The sequence below is a fragment of the Paractinoplanes hotanensis genome (assembly GCF_023717965.1).
Classification (GTDB): Bacteria; Actinomycetota; Actinomycetes; order Mycobacteriales; family Micromonosporaceae; genus Actinoplanes; species Actinoplanes polyasparticus.
In genome coordinates, this window is record NZ_JAMQOL010000014.1 from 40,471 (window position 1) to 57,944 (window position 17,474).

Genomic DNA, 17,474 nt, shown 5'->3' on the forward strand with positions numbered 1-17,474 from the left:
TCACCGGCGACCGTCCAGGAACTCCGTGATGTCGTGGAGGACGCTCCGGATCTCGTGCTCTTCGAGAGCAGAACCGCTGGGCAGGGTGAGACCGTTGTGGAAGAGGCGCTCCGCCGCGCCGTTCAGGGCGGCACGGGCGCCCGTGAACACCGGTTGCAGATGCATGGGATTGAAGACAGGCCGCGTCTCCACGCCTCGCACCGCCAGGTGCACGGCGAGGTCACGAGCCCGCCAGCCGCTTCGTTCGGGGTCCACGACGATGGTGGTGAGCCAGCAGTTCGCCGCCGGGTCCTCGCCCAGCAGGCGCACACCGTCGACGCCGGCGAACGCTTGGGCGTACCTCTCGCGTACGGCCCGGCGGCGTTCGATCATCCCGTCCAGCCGGCACAGCTGGGCCCGCCCGAGCGCGGCCAGCACATTGCTCAACCGGTAGTTGTAGCCGATGTCGGCGTGTTCGTAGTGCTCCACCGGCAGCCGGGCCTGGCTGGCCAGTGGCCGCGCCCGGTGCACCAGGTCGTCATCGGCGGTGAGCAGCATGCCACCACCCGACGTCGTCATGATCTTGTTGCCGTTGAAGGACAACGCTGCTGCCTTACCGAAGGAACCGGCCGCCCGGCCGTGGTGCTTGGCGCCGAGCGCCTCCGCGGCGTCCTCGACGACCGGAACGCCCCACCGGTCGCAGCACGGGAGGATGCGGTCGTAATCGGCGCAGCTCCCGTACACGTCGACGGCCATCACCGCCCGTACGGAAGCGCCCTCGCCGTCCAGCTCGGCGAGCAGGCCGGCGAGCAGGTCGACGTCGAGGTTGCCGGTGGCCGGGTCGCAGTCGACGAAGACCGGCGTCGCGCCGGTGTAGACCACAGCGTTCGCCGAGGCCACGAACGTCAGGGTCGGCACGATGACGACATCGCCGGGGCCGGCGCCGATGCCGAGCAGGGCGAGGTGCAGCGCGGCCGTGCCCGAATTGACGGCGACCGCGTGCGGCACCCCCACCCGGTCGGCGACCTCCCGCTCGAACAGGTCGAGGTCCGGACCGGACGGGGCGACCCAACCCGAACGGAGGGCCGCCAGGACGTACTCCTGCTCCAGACGTCCGACATCGGGCGCGGACAGCGGAATCGTGCGACTTCTCGTGATCATTCCCCACCACCCATCGCGGGCAATACCACACCGTGACCGGACCAGCGGGGGGATGTTCGAGCTAACGAGGCACAGCCGAGCCCTTCATCTGCGATGCTAGCCCCGCCCGGGCCGGCGCAAGCGCTGTACCAGGGAAATGCGACGACGACGAAGCGCGGCCGGATCCGGTCTTCGACTCGGGCCATTAACCGGTTAAGAACCCGCCGGAGCGGGCACACCTACATCTATGTCGATCGATAGCGAGGACCTGAGGAACTGCCCGGCCCGGATCACGCTCGACGCCGCCCAGTTGGCGTTCTTCGACGGGTTGCCGGCGGAGGCGCCGAGCGTACAGACCGAGCTGGGATGCGAGCTCGAACTCGGCCACGAGGGCTCGCACGCCGCCCTGGGTCAGCAAGTGGAGGCCACCATGTGGTGGATCCAGTGGACCTTGAGCGCTTCCGAGATCAACCCCTACACGTGGTGCCCCGCCAAGAGCACGCCCCACGTCGAAGACCGCAACGACCGCGATTGCACGTTGTTCGACGGACATCCGGGGCAGCACGTCGATGGCCACCTCGCGCGGCGCAGCGATGCTGCCTGAAGCGGTTAATCACCCTCCGGCAGCGGACCGCTACATTCGCTTCCGGCGCGCCGAGGCCGCCCCCGGCCGGGACCTGCGCGAGCGCGTGCACCGGCGGAAAAGTGGACGACCCTTCTTTCATAGCCACTCATCGATGTAATGTGGGAGCGCTCCCGGATCCCCTGTCCGCCACTCTGCTCGAGGAGCCGAAGATGTCGCAAGTGCGTAGTCGTACGGTCGCCGTGCTGGCCGGCCTGCTCGCGTTGGTCCTGTCCGCGCCGCTGTCGCACCCGGTGTCGGCGGCCGGCGCGTCCCCCGCCCGTGCGGCGCCACTGGCCGAACTCACCGTGGTGTCCGAGCAGGTGGCTTCCGGTCTGCGGCGTCCGATCGCCATCACCGGCCTGCCGGACGGGCGGATGCTGATCGCGGAGAAGGACGGAACCGTCCGCGCCTACCATCCCGACACCGGCTTGGCGGCCGACCCGGTGCTCGATCTGACCGCCCGGATCGACACGTCCGACAACGAGCGCGGCCTGCTCGGCATCACGCCGGCGCCGAACTTCGCGCGCACCGGCATGCTGTACGTGTCGTACACGAGCCTGCCGGCCGGCGCGCTGACCCTGGCCCGGCTGCCCATCAGCGCCCCGGAACGGCTCCAGGTGCTGCTCACCCAGGAACACGCCGAGTACGGCAACCACAACGGCGGGCAGGTGGCGTTCGGCCGGGACGGCTACCTCTACTGGTCCACCGGCGACGGCGGCCACGCGAACGATCCGTTCAAGGCGGGCCAGGACCTCGGCACCCTGCTCGGCAAGATCGTGCGGATCGACGTCAACCGCGCCTGCGGGGCGAAGCCCTACTGCTCGCCCGCGGGCAACCCGTTCGTACGCACGCCGGGCGCCCGGCCCGAGATCTGGCTCTACGGACTGCGCAACCCGTGGCGGTTCTCCGTCGACATCGACAACTCGCTGTGGATCGGCGACGTCGGCCAGGGCCTGGTCGAGGAGGTCAACCACATCCGTCCCTGGCAGGGTGGATCGAATCTCGGCTGGTCGTGCCGAGAGGGCACCCCGGTGTTCGACCCGGCGCAGTGCCGGCCGGGCGTGCGGTACGTCGACCCGGTCTTCGAGTACGAGCACTACATGACCGAAGGCTGCTCGGTGACCGGCGGCTTGGTGTACCGGGGATCCCGGTCCCCTGAGGCACGAGGCACGTACATCGCGAGCGACTACTGCTCGACCCAGGCGTTCGCCGTGCGTCCCAAGCCCGGCGGCGGCTACGAGTCCGCCACGATCGGCACCTTCCCCACCCAGCCGACCGCGTTCGCCGCCGACGTGCACGGCGAGCTGTACGTGCTCAGCGACTACCCGGGATGGCTGAACCGGGTGCGGTTCGAACGGGTCACACCGACCTCAGCCGACGTCACGGTGAGGCGCTGAAGGCCTCGGACAGCGTTGAAGCGCCTGCCCCGTCCCCACCCCGTTCGGCGGTCCGCATGACGCCGGGGGTGGGCCGGTAGCGCTCGATCGCCCGCGCGACCTGCGCATACCCGCCGGCCCGAAATGTGCACTCGACCGAACAATTTCACAATCATTGATGGATTCCCGGTTCCGCCCGAGCTGCCCCGTAGCCTCTACGCAGCCGGTCGGGAGGGGGTTCGCAGTGATGGAGGGTTCCACCGCCGTCAGCGAGGCGGAGGAGGCGAAAACAACGCCCGAGGTGTCCCTGCGGCGCGTCGGCGGTCTCCTCAAACCGCACTGGCCGCGGCTGGCCGTGGTCATCGGGATCATCGTCGCCTCGTCGCTGGTCGGTATGGCCACGCCTTTCCTGCTGCGCGCGATCATCGACCAGGCGTTGCCCGCGCAGAACGTGCGGCTCCTGAGCTGGCTGGTGGCCGGGCTGATCGTCGTGGCCGTTCTCACGGCAGTCTTCGGTCTCACGCAGACGTGGATCGCCACCGCGGTCGGCCAACGGGTCATGCATCAACTGCGGGTGGACGTCTTCACCCATCTGCACCGGCAGTCGGTGTCGTTCTTCACGCGCACCCGGGCCGGCGAGATCCAGTCGCGTATCACCAACGACATCGGGGGCATGCAGGCGGTCGTCACCTCGACCGCGACGTCGATCGCCTCGAATCTGACGACGGCCATCGCCACGGCAGTCGCGATGCTCGCGTTGTCGTGGCAGCTCTTCATGGTCTCGATGCTGGTTCTGCCGCCGGCGCTGCTGCTGGCCCGCCGTGTCGCGAAGGTGCGTAAGGAGATCACCGGCAAGCGTCAGCGTGAGCTGGCCGATCTCAACGTCATCATCGAGGAGAGCCTGTCGATCAGCGGGGTACAGCTGAGCAAGACCATGGGGACCGGCCCGGCGCTGATCGAACGCTTCGCCGGGTCCTCGTCCCGCCTCGTGGACCTGCAGCTACGTTCGCAGTTGGCCGGCCGCTGGCGGGGCGCCACCATGAACATCATCTTCGCCGCGATCCCCGCGATCATCTATCTCAGCGCGGGCCTTCCGCCGGCGGCCGGCCAGCTGACCATCGGCACCGTCGTGGCCTTCACCAGCCTGCAGTCCCGGCTGTTCCAGCCGATGATGGGCCTGCTCGATGTCGGCGTCTCGCTGAGCAGCTCGACGGCGTTGTTCGCGCGCATCTTCGAGTACCTCGACCTCGCGGTCGAGGTCGATGACCCGGCCCTGCCGGTCCGGCTGCCCCAGCCCGTACGCGGTCACCTGCGCTTCGAGAACGTGAGCTTCACCTACCCCGGCAACGACGAGCCCGCGATCAACCGCATCAGCCTGGACGTGCCGCCCGGTTCCTCGCTCGCTCTGGTGGGTGAGACCGGCTCGGGCAAGAGCACCGTCGCCGCGCTGATCGTCCGGCTCTACGACCCGTCCGAGGGCCGGATCACCGTCGACGGCTTCGACCTGCGCGCGCTGCGGCTCAACGAGCTGGTCGGCGCGATCGGCGTGGTGGGCCAGGAGACGTACCTGCTGCACGCCTCGGTCCGGGAGAATCTGCGCTACGCCCGGCCGGACGCGACCGACGAGCAGCTGGAGTGGGCCGCCCGGGCCGCACAGGTGCACGACGTGATCGCCGCGCTGCCCGACGGCTACGACACCCTCGTAGGCGCGCGCGGGCACCGGTTCTCGGGCGGGGAGAAGCAGCGGATCGCCATCGCACGCACCCTGCTGCGCGATCCACCGATCCTGGTGCTCGACGAGGCGACCAGCGCGCTGGACAACTCGACCGAGCGCGCGGTGCAGCGCGCTCTCGAGAAGCTCGCCCAGGGCCGGACGACGGTGACCATCGCCCACCGGCTGTCCACCGTGCGCGACGCCGACCAGATCGTCGTCATGCGCGCCGGCCGCATCCTCGAGTCGGGCACCCACGACAGCCTGGTCTCGATCGGTGGCTTCTACGCCGCCCTCACCGCGTAGAAGCCGCCGCCCTCACCGCGTGGAAGCCGCCAGGCGAGCTCAGGCGGGAACGAGCGCCCGGGCCCACTTGCGCAGTACGTGGTAATGCGGCCGGTGGTGCCAGTAGCAGTCGTACAGGAAGCGGTTGTTGTCCACTGTGTACTCGTACGTGCGCTCGGAGTGGGTGAAGCGGGAGCTACGGGCGGCATCGCGGTGCCACTTCTCGGTCCGGCTCCACACCGGCTGGTTCCCGGGATGCCAGGACAACGACGACTCCAGGAACGGTATGCGGGCGTGCCGGCAGTAACGCTCGACCGCGTCCCGCGCGTCGATCAGCAGATCCTCGGCCTCGATCACGTACGGGCGTACGCCGGTCACCTCGCGGACCCGCCGCGCGATCTCCAGCTGGTGGCCGTACCCGATGTCGTCACAGACCATCCCCGGGTTCATGGCGAAATGCGACGGGATGACCAGGCGTGGGTCGCGGATGATGAAGGTGTGCCGCCCGACGTGCGGAATGCGATCCCCGCCGGTCGTCAGATAGTCGTACTCGGTGGTCTCCTTCACGAAGACCGGGCGGTCGGCGGCGCGCTCCTCGAGCAGCTCGAGCAGCTGGTCGTGGTTGGTCGCGGTGTGTTCGCCGACGGCGGTGCGGCCCTGCACGACGATGCTCGAGAACGGTTCGTGGTAGACCTCGTGGTCGCCGCGTTCCAGCATCATCCGCAGGAACGCCGTCGACATCGACCGCGGGGTGCCCCAGAGGAACAGCAGGTTGGAGTCCATGACGGCGGCAGTCAGTCGTTCCGCGCCGAGGCCATCCGGGCTACCAGGCTCGCCGGCCGGATGTCCCACCACGACTTCTCGACGTAGGCCAGGCAGGCGTCGCGGGTGTCCGGCCCCAGGACCGTACGCCAGCCCGCCGGCACGTCGATCACCTCCGGCCACAGCGAATGCTGTCCTTCGTCGTTGACCAGGACGTAGTGGCGAATGTCCTCGCGTTCGAACGGGTTGGTCATGCCGTCGGCCCTTCCGTGGGAGTGGTGATGTGCTCGGCCACCCGGGCGCCGATCATCTGGAGGACCTCGGCCCGGGCGAGTTGCCGGTGCTTGTAATCGAGGGCCATGACGTCGACGGCGCCGGTGACGTACGGCTGCCACATCGGTGCGAAGTAGTGCTCGGGCGGCCGGGCCGCGGTCGCCTCGACGAACAGCACATCGCCGTCGAAGACGGAGAACTGATGGCTGTCGGTCAGTTCGATCATGTTCTCGTAGAAGTCGACCGTGGCCCGGCCCTTCTGCCGCATCAGGAACGAGTAGGGCCCCTGACGATGCCGGAGCTGTTCGTAGAGCACGTCCCCGGTGAGATGGGGACGCTCCTCGGCAGGAATGTTCAGGTCGAAGTGGCGGGCGACCGCGTTCAGCCGCTCCACCTGGGTCGCCGGGCGCTGCGGCGTCGGACGGGCGTCGAGCATCGCGATCAGGGCGACCCGCTGGCCGGCGCGCTGGAGTTGTACGCCCATCTCGTGCGCGATCTCGCCGCCGGTGCTCAGGCCCAGCAGGTGGTACGGCCCCTCCGGCTGGACGAGCCGGATCTGCCGGACGTAGTCCGCGGCCATCGCGGTCATGGTCGTCGGCAACATCTCTGCCGGTTGGAGGCCACGGGCCTGAACGCCGTACACCCCGACGGCCGGAGGAATCGCGTTGACGAGCGGGTAGTAGAGCCAGCTCAAGCCGCCCAGGGGGTGGATGCAGAACAGCGACACCGGGCCGGTGCCCGGCCGCAACGGCACCACGACGTCGAGGGTCGTCTCCTCCGACGATGCGGAGAGCCAGCCCGCGAGGTCCCTTGCGGTCGGCACGGCGGAGACCACGAGCGGGTTGACGGTCACCCCGAACTCGGCCTCGATGGCCCGGGCGACCGCCTCGACTGTCTCGCGGCCGCCGCCGAGGTCGAAGAGGTTGTCCTCGGCGGCCACGTCGTCGACGCCGAGCGCCCGGGCGACCAGGATGCGCATCCGGTCCTCGGCCGAGTCCCGCGGCTGCTCGTCCGGCAGCCGCGGCAGCTCGCCGATCCGGGCGGCCAGGCCGGCCATGGTCAGGGTCTCGAAGACCGTCCGGAACGGCAGTTCCACCCGAAGCAGCGTCCGCAGCTCGTTGACCATCTGCATGGCCAGCAACGAGTGGCCGCCGAGCGCGAAGAAGTTGTCGTCACGGCCGACCCGTGCCACACCGAGCAGAGCCTGCCACAGCTGGGCCAGCGACTGCTCGATCGGACCGGCGGGCGGCTGGTACGGCCGTTCGGTGTCGGCCACACCCGGATCGGGCAGCGCCCGGCGGTCGACCTTGCCGTTGACGGTGACCGGGAAGACGTCCATCGCCACGAACGCCGACGGCACCAGGTGCGCCGGCACGACCGCCGGCATCTGCCGGCGCAGCCGGACCGGGTCGGGATCAAAACCGACGACGTACGCCACCAGGCGCTTGTCCACGCCGTCGCCGTGCACCACCGCCACGGCCTGCTCCACACCGTGCATGCCGAGCAGAGCCGCCTCCACCTCGCCCAGTTCCACCCGGACTCCGCGAATCTTCACCTGCTCGTCGTCGCGGCCGAGGAACTCGATCGCCCCGTCCGCCCGCCGCCGGGCGCGGTCGCCGGTCCGGTACATCCGGCCCCCCGGCACGAACGGATCGGCGACGAACCGCTGCGCGGTCAGTGCGGGCCGGTTGAGGTAGCCGCGGGCGAGCGGGCGCCCCGCGATGTAGATCTCGCCCGGGACGCCGGTCGGCACATGCTCGAGGCCGGGATCGAGGACGTAGACGCGGGCGTTCGTGATGGGGACGCCGATCGGCATGCTGCGACCCTCGTCATCGGCGCGGCACAGCCAGCTCGTCACGCCGATCGCGGCTTCGGTCGGTCCGTACAGGTTGTGGACGTCGGTGCCGGGCAGCGTCCGCGCGAAGCGCCGCAACAGGTTGGGCGTCAACGTTTCCCCGCCGGCGATGACGTGGCGCAGGCTGGCGCATCGTCCGGCGTCCGGCTCGCGCAGGAACATCTCGAGCATCGACGGGACAAAGTCGACGAGCGTGACCCGCTCCCGGCGGATGAGCTCGACCAGGTAGCGGCTGTCACGGTGCCCGCCGGGCCGGGCCATGATCAGGGTTGCGCCGTTGGTCAGCGCCCAGAACAGCTCCCACACCGAGGTGTCGAAGGTGAACGGCGACTTCTGCAGCACCCGGCCGTCGGGGCCGAGGCCGAACCGCTCATTCATCCAGGCCAGCCGGTTAGCGATGGCGGCGCGGACGTTCACGACCGCCTTCGGTGTGCCGGTCGACCCGGAGGTGTGAATCGCGTAGACGGCGTCCTCCCCGTCGACCGGCACGCCGGGATCGTGGTCCGGGCCGCTGTGCGTGGTGCCGACGTCGAGCAGCAGGTCGTCATGGCCGGCCAGCCGCTGCCGGGTGGCCTGGTGCGTGACGATGACGGGAACACCGGTGTCGGCGATCATCGACGTCAAGCGGGCGGGTGGCAACTCCGGGTCGAGCGGGACGAACGCGCCTCCGGTCTTCCACACCGCCAGGACGGCCACGACCAGGTCGAAGCCGCGTTCCAGGCTGACGCCCACCAGCACGTCGCGGCCCGCGCCCAGCCCGATGAGGCGGTGCGCCAACAGGTTCGCGCGGCGGTTGAGCTCTGCGTACGACAGGCTCTGCTCTTCGAACCGTACGGCTGTCGCGGCCGGAGTCCGGCGGGCGTGCTCCTCGATGAGCTGGTGCGGCCAGGTTCGCGCCGGACCGTCGCGTACGTCTCCCACGCTCGCGGCCTCGGCTGCGCGCCGCTGCGCGGGGCTGGTCATCGGCAGCCGGCTGATCGCCCGGCCGGACTGCGCTACCGCCTCGGACAGCAGCCGGCCGAACATGGCGACCATCCGCTCGGCGGTGTCGTGGTCGAAGAGATCGCAGGCGTACATCACCTCGCCCCCGATGCCGGACGGGTGACCGGACTCATCGAGCAGCTCCACGAACTGGAAGCTGAGGTCGAACTTCGCCGAACCGGATCCCACGCCCATCCGCTGCGAGCGCACCCCGGACAGACCCAGCCGCGCCGACCGGCCGACCTGCGAGGCCACCATGACCTGGAACAGCGGGTGCCGGCCCGGGACGCGGGGCGGGTTCAGCTGCTCGACCACGCTTTCGAAAGGCACGTCCTGGTTGCCGAAGGCCACCAGATCCTGCTCGCGGACGCGGCTCAGCAACTGCTCGAAGGACGGGTCATCGGTGAGGTCGGCCCGCAGCACCAGGGTGTTGACGAAGAAGCCGACCAGATTCTCGAGCGCCTCGTCGACCCGGCCGGAGACCGGCCACCCGAGCGGGATGTCGGTCCCGGCGCCGAGCCGGAAGAGCAGCGCGGCCACGGCCGACTGCAGCACCATGAAGACGGTGGCGCCGTGCCGTCGCGCTGTCGCCGTCACCCGCTCGTGCACCTCGGGCGGAATGGTCACCGGCACCGACCGGCCGCGGTACGTCGGCTCGGCCGGCCGGGTGCGGTCGGCCGGCAGGGCGAGCTCGTCCGGAACGCCGTCGAGCAGGTCACGCCAGTAGTCCAGCCGGGGACGGGCGAGCCGCACCAGTTCCCGCTGCCACAGGGCGAAGTCGGCGTACTGAACCGGCAGCTCGGTCCATCGTGGAGGGCGGCCCGAGCGTCGCTGCTCGTACGCCTCGCCGAGGTCGCGCAGGAGCGACTCCATGGACGCGCCGTCGGCCGTGATGTGGTGCAGGACCAGCACCAGGGCGAAATCGTCCGGGCCGAGCTCCAAGAGGTGGGCGCGCAGCGGAATCTGAGTCGTCAGGTCGAATCCGTCGCGGACGAGGCGTTTGACCGTGTCCGGCAGCTCGTCCGGGGCGATGTGCTGGTGAACGAGCAACTCGCCGATCTCCCCCATCGGCACGACCTGCTGCCGCGGCTGCCCGTCGAGCAACGGGAAGCGTGTGCGCAGCGGCTCGTGCCGACGGACGACATCGGTGACCGCCGCGCTCAGTGCCTCGGCGTCGAGGCCGTCGGACAGGCGGAGAACCACCGGGATGTGGTAAGCCCCGTCGCCGCCGCGCAGCTGGGCGGTCAGCCACATCCGCTGCTGCGGGTACGAGAGAGGCACCACCGCCGGGCGCACCTGGCGGCGCAGCACCGGCCGGGCGCCGGCTTTCAGCACCGACACCCGCTTCGCCAGCTCGGCCAGGGTCGAGGTCTCGAAGAGGTCGCGGACCGGCAGTTCGACGTTCATCGCCGTCCGGACGCGGTTGACGAGCTGGGTCGCCAGCAGCGAGTGCCCACCGAGGTGGTAGAACTCATCGTCGCGGCCCACCCGGGCAACGCCGAGAACCTCCTCCCACAGCCCCGCGAGCGCCTGCTCCACCGCACCGGCCGGAGGCACGTAGCGGCGACGGCCGGAATCGGCGCCGGGATCCGGCAGCGCGTTGCGGTCGACCTTGCCGTTGATCGTCACCGGCAGCGAGTCGAGCATCAGGAGCACCGGCGGCACGAGGTGATCGGGCACCACCCCGGCCAGGCTCCGGCGCAGGCTCGCCGCATCCGGACCGTCCGCGTCGGCCACGACGTAGGCGATCAGCCGGCGATCCGCGCCGTCGCCGTGAGCCACGACCGCGGCCTGGTCCACACCGGCCAGGCTCATGAGCGCCGACTCGACCTCGCCCGGCTCCACCCGTACACCCCGGATCTTGACCTGGTCGTCGGCCCGGCCCCGGTACTCCAGCTGACCGTCGGGCCGCCGCACCACCAGGTCACCCGTGCGGTACATCCGCTCACCGGGCGCGCCGAACGGGTCCGCCACGAAACGCTGCGCGGTCAGCGCGGTCCGTCCGGCGTATCCGCGGGCCAGCCCGGCGCCGGCCAGATACAACTCACCGGCCGGTCGCTCCCGCAACATCTCATCCAGGACGTACGCCCGTACGCCGGACAGGGGCCACCCGATGGGCGGTGTGCCGTCGCCCGTCAGCGGGTCACTCACGGTCGCTGCGACGGTGGCCTCGGTCGGCCCGTACGCGTTGAGCATGCGCCGGCCGCGACTCCAGCGGGCCGCCACGGCCGGCGGACACGCCTCCCCCGCGACGACGAGCGTCACCGATTCCGGCAGGCCTCCGGCATCCTCCACGGCCGGCAGCAGCGACGGTGGCAGCGTCACGTGCGTGACGCCGCGGCTGCGGACCAGGTCGACGAGCGCAGGGCCGGGAACCAGCCGGGACGCGTCCGCCACGACAAGGGCCGCGCCGGAGAGCAGCGTCGTCCACACCTCGGACACCGACGCGTCGAAGCTGACCGACGCGAACTGCAACCGGCGACGGCCCGGCCCCAGACCGAGCGCCCCGGCCTGGGCCCGCACGAGGTTCAGCACGTTGCGGTGGGTCACCACGACGCCTTTCGGCACTCCCGTCGAGCCCGAGGTGTAGATGACGTACGCGGCGTGGTCGGGCGCCAGCGTCTCGTGGCGGTCGGCGTCCCGCACGGGCCCCGCGTCGAGCCCGGCCACCTCCTGCGCGATCTTCGGATCGTCGAGCACCACCTCGGCCCCCGACGGCGCCGGCATCCGGGTGGCCACTGTGGTCACCACGCATCGTGCTCGCGCGTCGGTCATCATGAACTCGGCCCGCGAAGCCGGATAGGCCACGTCGACGGGTACGTAAGCCCCGCCTGCCTTCGCCACCGCGAGCACCGCCACCACGAAGTCGACCGACCGGCCCAGCCGCAGCGCCACCACGACCTCGGGGCCCACCCCCTGGTCGATCAGCAGCCGAGCCAGCCGGTTGGAACGCGCGTCCAGGTCGGCGAAGGACACCGGGCCGTCGTCCCCCACCACGGCCGTTTCCTGCGCGCCACGCTCCACCCGCATGGCGAACAACTCCGGCAGGGTCTCTCCGACGCCTTGCACATCTGCCTCCTCGAAGTGACACCCGACGGCCGGCCGCCGCTCGCACGGCGACGGTCATCAATGGCGCAACGTCAGGCCACTGTGGTGGCACGAGACAAAAACCGCAAGATGGAGAAAATCACCGCGAATGTGATGCACAAGAAGGGCGGCAGCCGCGTCGTACTCATCGGCAGAGCATTCAAAACGCTCGATGACCAGGCACGACGATCAGTCCGACATGGAACCACAGGACCGCAAGTTCAGCGCCGACCCAAGGTTGGCCAGGACCGCGGTCAACGCGGTAGTCCGGTTCACCGCAGCAACGAGCCCGCCGGTCATTCGCACCGGCGGGCCCGTTCCGTCTCCTGGATGATTGCGGACGCTAATCCTGCGTAGCGCCGTTGATCGATACCGCCTCGACCCCGCCGCTGGTCAGATTCCAGCGCTGCAGCAGATCGGCGTAGGTGCCGGTGGCGACCACCTGGTCCAGCGCACCCTTCACCGCGTCACGGAGCTGACTGTTGTTCTTGGCGAACGGGATGCCGATCAGGCCCGGGTCGTACTGGGCGGTCGACGCCAGCTCGTAGTAATCCTTGGTACGCGAGTCGGTGGCCAGGTGGGTCGCTGCCGGGAAGTCGTTGAGCACCGCGACCGCGCGCCCGGTCCGCAGCTGCAGCAGCGCGTCGGCATTCGTCTTGTATTCGTTGATCTTCATCGGCCGGCCGTCGCACTCGCTCTGCGTGCGGTGCAGGAGATCGGCCTGGATGGTGCCCTTCTCGATGGCGACCACGTTGCCGCACAGGCCGGTCAGATCGGCGACCCGTTGCGGATTGCCGCGCTGCACGATGATCGACGACCCGGCCGAGAGGTAGTCGACGAAGTCGGCCTTCTTCTCGCGCTCGGCGGTGTCGGTCATCGCCGACAGCACACCGTCGTAGGTGCCGTCGGCCACCTTGTCCAGGGCGGTCTGGAAGGGACCGGTCACGATCTGGATTTTGATGCCGAGAACCTGACCGATGGCGTCGGCGAGATCCGGTTCGAACCCCACGATCGTACGGCCGTCCGCCGCGAACGACTCCATCGGCGCGTAGCTGGCGTCGGTGACGAAGCGGATGTAGCCGCGGTCGCGCACCGCCTGCGGCAGCGAGTCGTGCAGCGCCTGGTCGAAGGGGACGGCGCTCTGCCCGGTCGGCTCCTCGGCCTCACTACCGCATCCCGTGAGGAGGGCGAGCGCGAGCATCGAGACCAACAGCTTCTTCATCGGATCGCTTCCTCCGGAATCGGTACGGAAATCTGCGCCCACGGCATCGGCCGCGAGTAGTGATAGCCCTGCGCCTCGTCGCAGCCGGCCGCAGCGAGCCAGTCGGCGATCTCGGCCGTCTCCACGCCCTCGGCGGTGACGCGGCAGCCAAGCCCCCGGGACAATGCGATGACGGCATGGACGATCGCCTGGTTCTCCTTCTCCTCGAGCACCGTCGCCACGAAGGTCCGGTCGATCTTGAGTTCGACCAATGGCACCCCGCGCAGCCGTTCCAGGCTGGTGTAGCCGGTGCCGAAGTCGTCCATCGAGAAGCCGATCCCCCGGCCGGCGAGCCGATGGATCGCGGCCATCGAGGTCGCCCGGTCGTCGACCATCGCCGTCTCGGTGACCTCGAGGACCAGCCGGTCCGGCGCGGTGCCGAACTCGGCCAGCAACGCCTCCACCATCCCGGCGAAGTCGGCGGCCTCGAGGTTGCGGGCCGAGACGTTCACCGAGACCGTCCAGTCGCGGCCGGCCGCTGCCCACGCCGCCTGGTCGGTCAGCGCCCGCCGCAGCACCCAGGCGGTCAGCGGCTCGATCAGTCCGGACTGCTCGGCCGCCGGCAGGAACTCCGCCGGCGGTAGCAGACCGCGTTCCGGGTGCTGCCAGCGCACCAGCGCCTCCACCCCGCAGATCGTGCCGTCGCTCAGGCTCACCTTCGGCTGGTAGAACAGCACCAGCTCGTCCCGGTCCAGGGCGTGCCGCAGCTCCGCTTGCACCACCAGCCACTGGGTGGGATGGCGGGTTCGCTCGCCGCCCCAGACGACGATGTCAGCCGTCCCCCGCTTGCCCTGATACATGGCCGCGTCGGCGTGCCGGAGCAGTTCCTCGACCTCGGCGCCGTGCGCCGGGTAGAGCGCGATGCCGAAACTCGCCTCGATCGTGAGCGGCACGCCGTCCAGGACCACCTCGCTGGTGAGCACCGTCCGCAGCGACTCGAGCATCACCCGTACCTCGTCGGCGTCCGCCCCCGGCACGATGAGAGCGAACTCGTCGCCGCCCAGCCGGGCCACCGTGTCCTGCTGCCGGACGCCACCCCGCAACCGCGCGGTGATCACCTTCAGCAGCTCATCGCCGGCGTGGTGGCCGAGCGTGTCGTTGACCTCCTTGAAACGGTTGAGGTCGACGACGACCACAGCGCCGCCCTTGTCCTCGCGGAGGGCGGCCGCGGCCCGCTGCCGGAACGCCTCTCTGTTCGGCAGTCCGGTCAGCCCGTCGTGCAGCGCCTCGTGCTCCTGCCGGGCGGCGTAGCGCCGCAACGACCGGGTGGTCGACCAGGAGATCAGACCCAGCGCCAGGTAGAGCACGCCAAGGCCACCGCCGAGCCGCCAGTAGGTGACGGCCATCTGTTCGTGCAGCCGCTGGTCGATCTTGTCGTACGGCAGGTAAAGCTCGAGCACCCCGATCGCCTCACCGGAGGCTCGCGCGAACACCGGTTGCAGCACCCGGATGACCTTGCCACCGGCCTCGGTAGCGTCCGCGATCATGGTGGCCCCGGCCACCCCCACGGTCGCCGAGTGGAATGCCGGATCGGAGACCGGCACCCCGCCCGACGTGGACCCGTCGTCGGAATAGACGACCTGGCCGGTGAAGGTGCGCAGCCGCATCCGCAGGACCGAACCGTGGAAGAGCGCCAGATCGGTCGCCTTGGCCAGCGAGTCGCGCTCGCTGTCGGTCAGTCCCCGGCTCAGATCCGCGGCGTCGAGCGCCGGCGCCACCGCCATCTCGGCGATGACGGCCGCCTGCGCGATCCCCTGATCCCGCCCCTGCTTGGCCGCGTCTTCCTGCACGCCGTTGAGCAACACCGTGGCCAGCGCCCCGATCGGCAGCAGGCTGGCCCCGAGGTACGTCGCGAACAACCGCGAACCGGATCGCGCCGCTCGCCGTCTTCCTCCGGGTAACCACACGGCCGCATCATCGGTTGGGTCGCCGTCCAGTTGAGGAAACTGCGGAAGCCCGGACTGAGTTCCGGCAGTGTCAGACGGGGTTCACCACCACGGCCGCCCCAGGGCACGGTCAGTACCGCCGGTACCGTCCAAGCCGTCCAGCGCCTCCATGTCGGCGGAGGTCAGCTCGAAGTCGAAGACTTGCGCGTTCTGCTCGATCCGCTCGCGGTGGGTGGACTTGGGCAGCACGATGAGACCGCGCTGCAGCGCCCAGCGGATCAACACCTGAGCCGGGGTACGGCCCAGCCGCTCGGCGATCTCGGCCACCTGCCGATCACGCAGGTGCCGGCCTGTGCCCAACGGGCTGTAGGCCTCCAGCGCCAGGCCGCGCGCTTCGCAGGCCGCCAGCAGATCGCGGCGGAACTCGAACGGGCTGAACTGCACCTGGTTGACGACCGGGGCGACCTCGGCCACCTTGAGCAGCTCGTCGACCTCGGACGCGCTGAAGTTGGAGATGCCGATCGAGCGCGCGTAGCCCCGCTCGTGCGCGCGCTGCATACCCTCCCAGGCCCAGGTCGGCCCGCCCTGCGGCCAGTGCACGATGTAAAGGTCGACCGACTCCACACCGAGGCGCTCGAGGCTGCGCTGCGCCTCGGCTTCCGGGTCCTTCGAGCCCGGATAGAACTTCGTCGTGATGAACACGTCTTCCCGGGCGACGCCGCTGTCACGCAGCGCCCGCCCGACGCTGGCCTCGTTGCCGTACGCCTGCGCCGTGTCGATGTGGCGATAGCCGGCTTCCAGCGCCCAGCGCACCGCGTTCTCGCACTCGGGCCCGTCCGGCACCTGCCAGACACCGAGCGCGAGCAGCGGAATCTCCCTGCCGTCGGCGAGCACACGCGCCCGTCCGTTCTCGGTCAGCTCTCCTGCGGCCATCGTTGTCTCTCCCGCTTCTGTGATGAGCGCCTGCCGGCGCCCTCTCTGCACTGCCCCACCTGGCGCGGAGAAAACTACCGCTCGCGCCGAGACGCTCGCCCGTGGCGGTTCGCTGCTCGACAGGGTCGCGCCCACACCACGGCAGATCCGGGCGGCCATGCCGGTTCCGGAGGGAGTCCCTGAACGACGACTCGTCGTCAGAACCGGTAACCGTGGTCCCGGATCGGCGCCGCGAGCCTCTTGCCGAGTTCTGCCAGGGTCTCGGGGCAGTGGTAGTACCACCGCATCCTGCTCACCAGACCGTCTGTCGTTTCGAGCCGCATGACCTCGACCAGCGCTTCGGGCAGCGAGCCGTCGACCGGCGCCTGCCACATCAGTACCAGCGGCTCGCCGTCGAGCTCGCCGACTTCGGCCCGGTAGCGCACGTCGGACTCGACGACGAACATGTGGTGCAGCGAGCCGTTACGCATTGCGTCGGCGCCCTCTTCGTGGACGACCCCGATCAGCACGGATTCGGCGCCGTCGAGGAGCAGGGCGACGATGCCTTCCACGTCGTAGGCGCTGAAAGCCGCTGCGAGAGCCTCGATGACCGCCCGGTCAGGCTTCGGGCGTGGCCGTGCGGGGGTACGGCCGTCGAGCCGTTCGCGGCCGCGGTGCAGCGCGGCCTTGACGGCGCCAACGGTGGTACCGAGGGTTCTGGCGATGTCGGCAAGGGGGTAGTCGAAGACGTCCTTGAGGACGATCGCAGCTCGTTCCTGGGGGGCGAGCTGGGTTGCCAGCTCGGTGAGGGCATCGCGCACCTCGAGCGGGTCCGCCGTGTCCGGCGCCGCCATCTCCGGCATCTCCGCCGGAGTCGGCCGGGATCGCCGCCACGAGTCGATGTAGGCGTTGGTGGCGATCCGGACAAGCCACGGCAGGACCCGGTCGATCCGGTCGAAGCTGTCGGCCGCCCGGCTGAAAGCCCGGGTCAGCGTCTCCTGGACCAGGTCCTCGGCCTCCCAGATGTCACCGGTCAGCCGGCGGCAGTAGCGATGCAGTTCCGGCCGCACCGGGTCGACACGCTCAAAAAAGGCGTTTCGAGCTGCGCGGACACCCTGCATAAGATCATTATCAAGCACCGTCATACCGTATTCGACGGGCTGACCACCCTTGGGGATACGCAATTGCACGACGCGATTCCGTGAACGGGGGGGAAGCGGTGATGGTGAGCACGCCTGGGCGGGCGTGCTCACCATCTCGTCAGGGCGAATTCAGGCGGTTGAAGCATTTGCCTCTACGAGTTCGGCGAATATCTCGGAGGGCTTCTTCCAGTTATGGATC

Annotated in this window: 11 protein-coding genes; 3 read left to right on the forward strand and 8 right to left on the reverse strand. The window is 69.8% G+C overall.

Going from position 1 to position 17,474, the window contains the following annotated elements; genetic code table 11:
- On the reverse strand, window positions 1–1,140 hold the full coding sequence (locus tag LXN57_RS11520; RefSeq protein ID WP_251798043.1) for a DegT/DnrJ/EryC1/StrS family aminotransferase: 1,140 nt from the start codon (window positions 1,138–1,140) through the stop codon (window positions 1–3).
- Window positions 1,141–1,366: 226 nt separating this feature from the next.
- Between LXN57_RS11520 and LXN57_RS11525 the strand changes: the two genes are divergently transcribed.
- From LXN57_RS11525 to LXN57_RS11535, 3 genes are all read left to right on the forward strand, one after another.
- Complete coding sequence (locus LXN57_RS11525) at window positions 1,367–1,723, forward strand: hypothetical protein (RefSeq protein ID WP_251798044.1); 357 nt, start codon at window positions 1,367–1,369, stop codon at window positions 1,721–1,723.
- Window positions 1,724–1,914: 191 nt separating this feature from the next.
- Window positions 1,915–3,141, forward strand: coding sequence for a PQQ-dependent sugar dehydrogenase (locus LXN57_RS11530; protein WP_251798045.1), 1,227 nt, complete (start codon window positions 1,915–1,917; stop codon window positions 3,139–3,141).
- 226 nt (window positions 3,142–3,367) lie between these two features.
- A complete protein-coding gene (locus LXN57_RS11535) occupies window positions 3,368–5,137 on the forward strand; it encodes an ABC transporter ATP-binding protein (protein WP_251798046.1) in 1,770 nt (589 codons plus the stop codon).
- A 39-nt stretch (window positions 5,138–5,176) separates the two neighbouring features.
- Here LXN57_RS11535 and LXN57_RS11540 read toward each other — a convergent pair whose 3' ends face one another.
- From LXN57_RS11540 to LXN57_RS11570, 7 genes are all read right to left on the reverse strand, one after another.
- Complete coding sequence (locus LXN57_RS11540; protein WP_251798047.1) at window positions 5,177–5,899, reverse strand: hypothetical protein; 723 nt, start codon at window positions 5,897–5,899, stop codon at window positions 5,177–5,179.
- Between the two features lie 11 nt (window positions 5,900–5,910).
- Window positions 5,911–6,132, reverse strand: coding sequence for an MbtH family protein (locus LXN57_RS11545; RefSeq protein ID WP_251798048.1), 222 nt, complete (start codon window positions 6,130–6,132; stop codon window positions 5,911–5,913).
- Entirely contained in the window at window positions 6,129–12,056 is a 5,928-nt protein-coding gene (locus LXN57_RS11550) for a non-ribosomal peptide synthetase (RefSeq protein WP_251798049.1), read from the reverse strand. The genes LXN57_RS11545 and LXN57_RS11550 overlap by 4 nt, the downstream gene beginning before the upstream one ends.
- A gap of 361 nt (window positions 12,057–12,417) precedes the next feature.
- Entirely contained in the window at window positions 12,418–13,296 is an 879-nt protein-coding gene (locus LXN57_RS11555) for an ABC transporter substrate-binding protein (protein WP_251798050.1), read from the reverse strand.
- Window positions 13,293–15,194, reverse strand: a complete 1,902-nt coding sequence (locus LXN57_RS11560) for a putative bifunctional diguanylate cyclase/phosphodiesterase (RefSeq protein WP_251798051.1) — start codon at window positions 15,192–15,194, stop codon at window positions 13,293–13,295. The genes LXN57_RS11555 and LXN57_RS11560 overlap by 4 nt, the downstream gene beginning before the upstream one ends.
- Before the next feature lie 129 nt (window positions 15,195–15,323).
- Complete coding sequence (locus LXN57_RS11565; RefSeq protein ID WP_251798052.1) at window positions 15,324–16,115, reverse strand: aldo/keto reductase; 792 nt, start codon at window positions 16,113–16,115, stop codon at window positions 15,324–15,326.
- Window positions 16,116–16,351: 236 nt separating this feature from the next.
- Complete coding sequence (locus LXN57_RS11570) at window positions 16,352–17,323, reverse strand: RNA polymerase sigma factor (RefSeq protein WP_251798053.1); 972 nt, start codon at window positions 17,321–17,323, stop codon at window positions 16,352–16,354.
- Between the last annotated feature and the right edge of the window lie 151 nt (window positions 17,324–17,474).

Excerpts from the sequence above, each read along its gene's own strand:
- LXN57_RS11545 (WP_251798048.1), bottom strand. The coding sequence starts at position 6,132 with ATGACCAACCCGTTCGAACGCGAGGACATTCGCCACTACGTCCTGGTC.
- LXN57_RS11540 (WP_251798047.1), bottom strand. The coding sequence starts at position 5,899 with ATGGACTCCAACCTGCTGTTCCTCTGGGGCACCCCGCGGTCGATGTCG.
- LXN57_RS11520 (WP_251798043.1), bottom strand. The coding sequence starts at position 1,140 with ATGATCACGAGAAGTCGCACGATTCCGCTGTCCGCGCCCGATGTCGGA.
- LXN57_RS11535 (WP_251798046.1), top strand. The coding sequence starts at position 3,368 with ATGGAGGGTTCCACCGCCGTCAGCGAGGCGGAGGAGGCGAAAACAACG.
- LXN57_RS11530 (WP_251798045.1), top strand. The coding sequence starts at position 1,915 with ATGTCGCAAGTGCGTAGTCGTACGGTCGCCGTGCTGGCCGGCCTGCTC.
- LXN57_RS11525 (WP_251798044.1), top strand. The coding sequence starts at position 1,367 with ATGTCGATCGATAGCGAGGACCTGAGGAACTGCCCGGCCCGGATCACG.
- LXN57_RS11555 (WP_251798050.1), bottom strand. The coding sequence starts at position 13,296 with ATGAAGAAGCTGTTGGTCTCGATGCTCGCGCTCGCCCTCCTCACGGGA.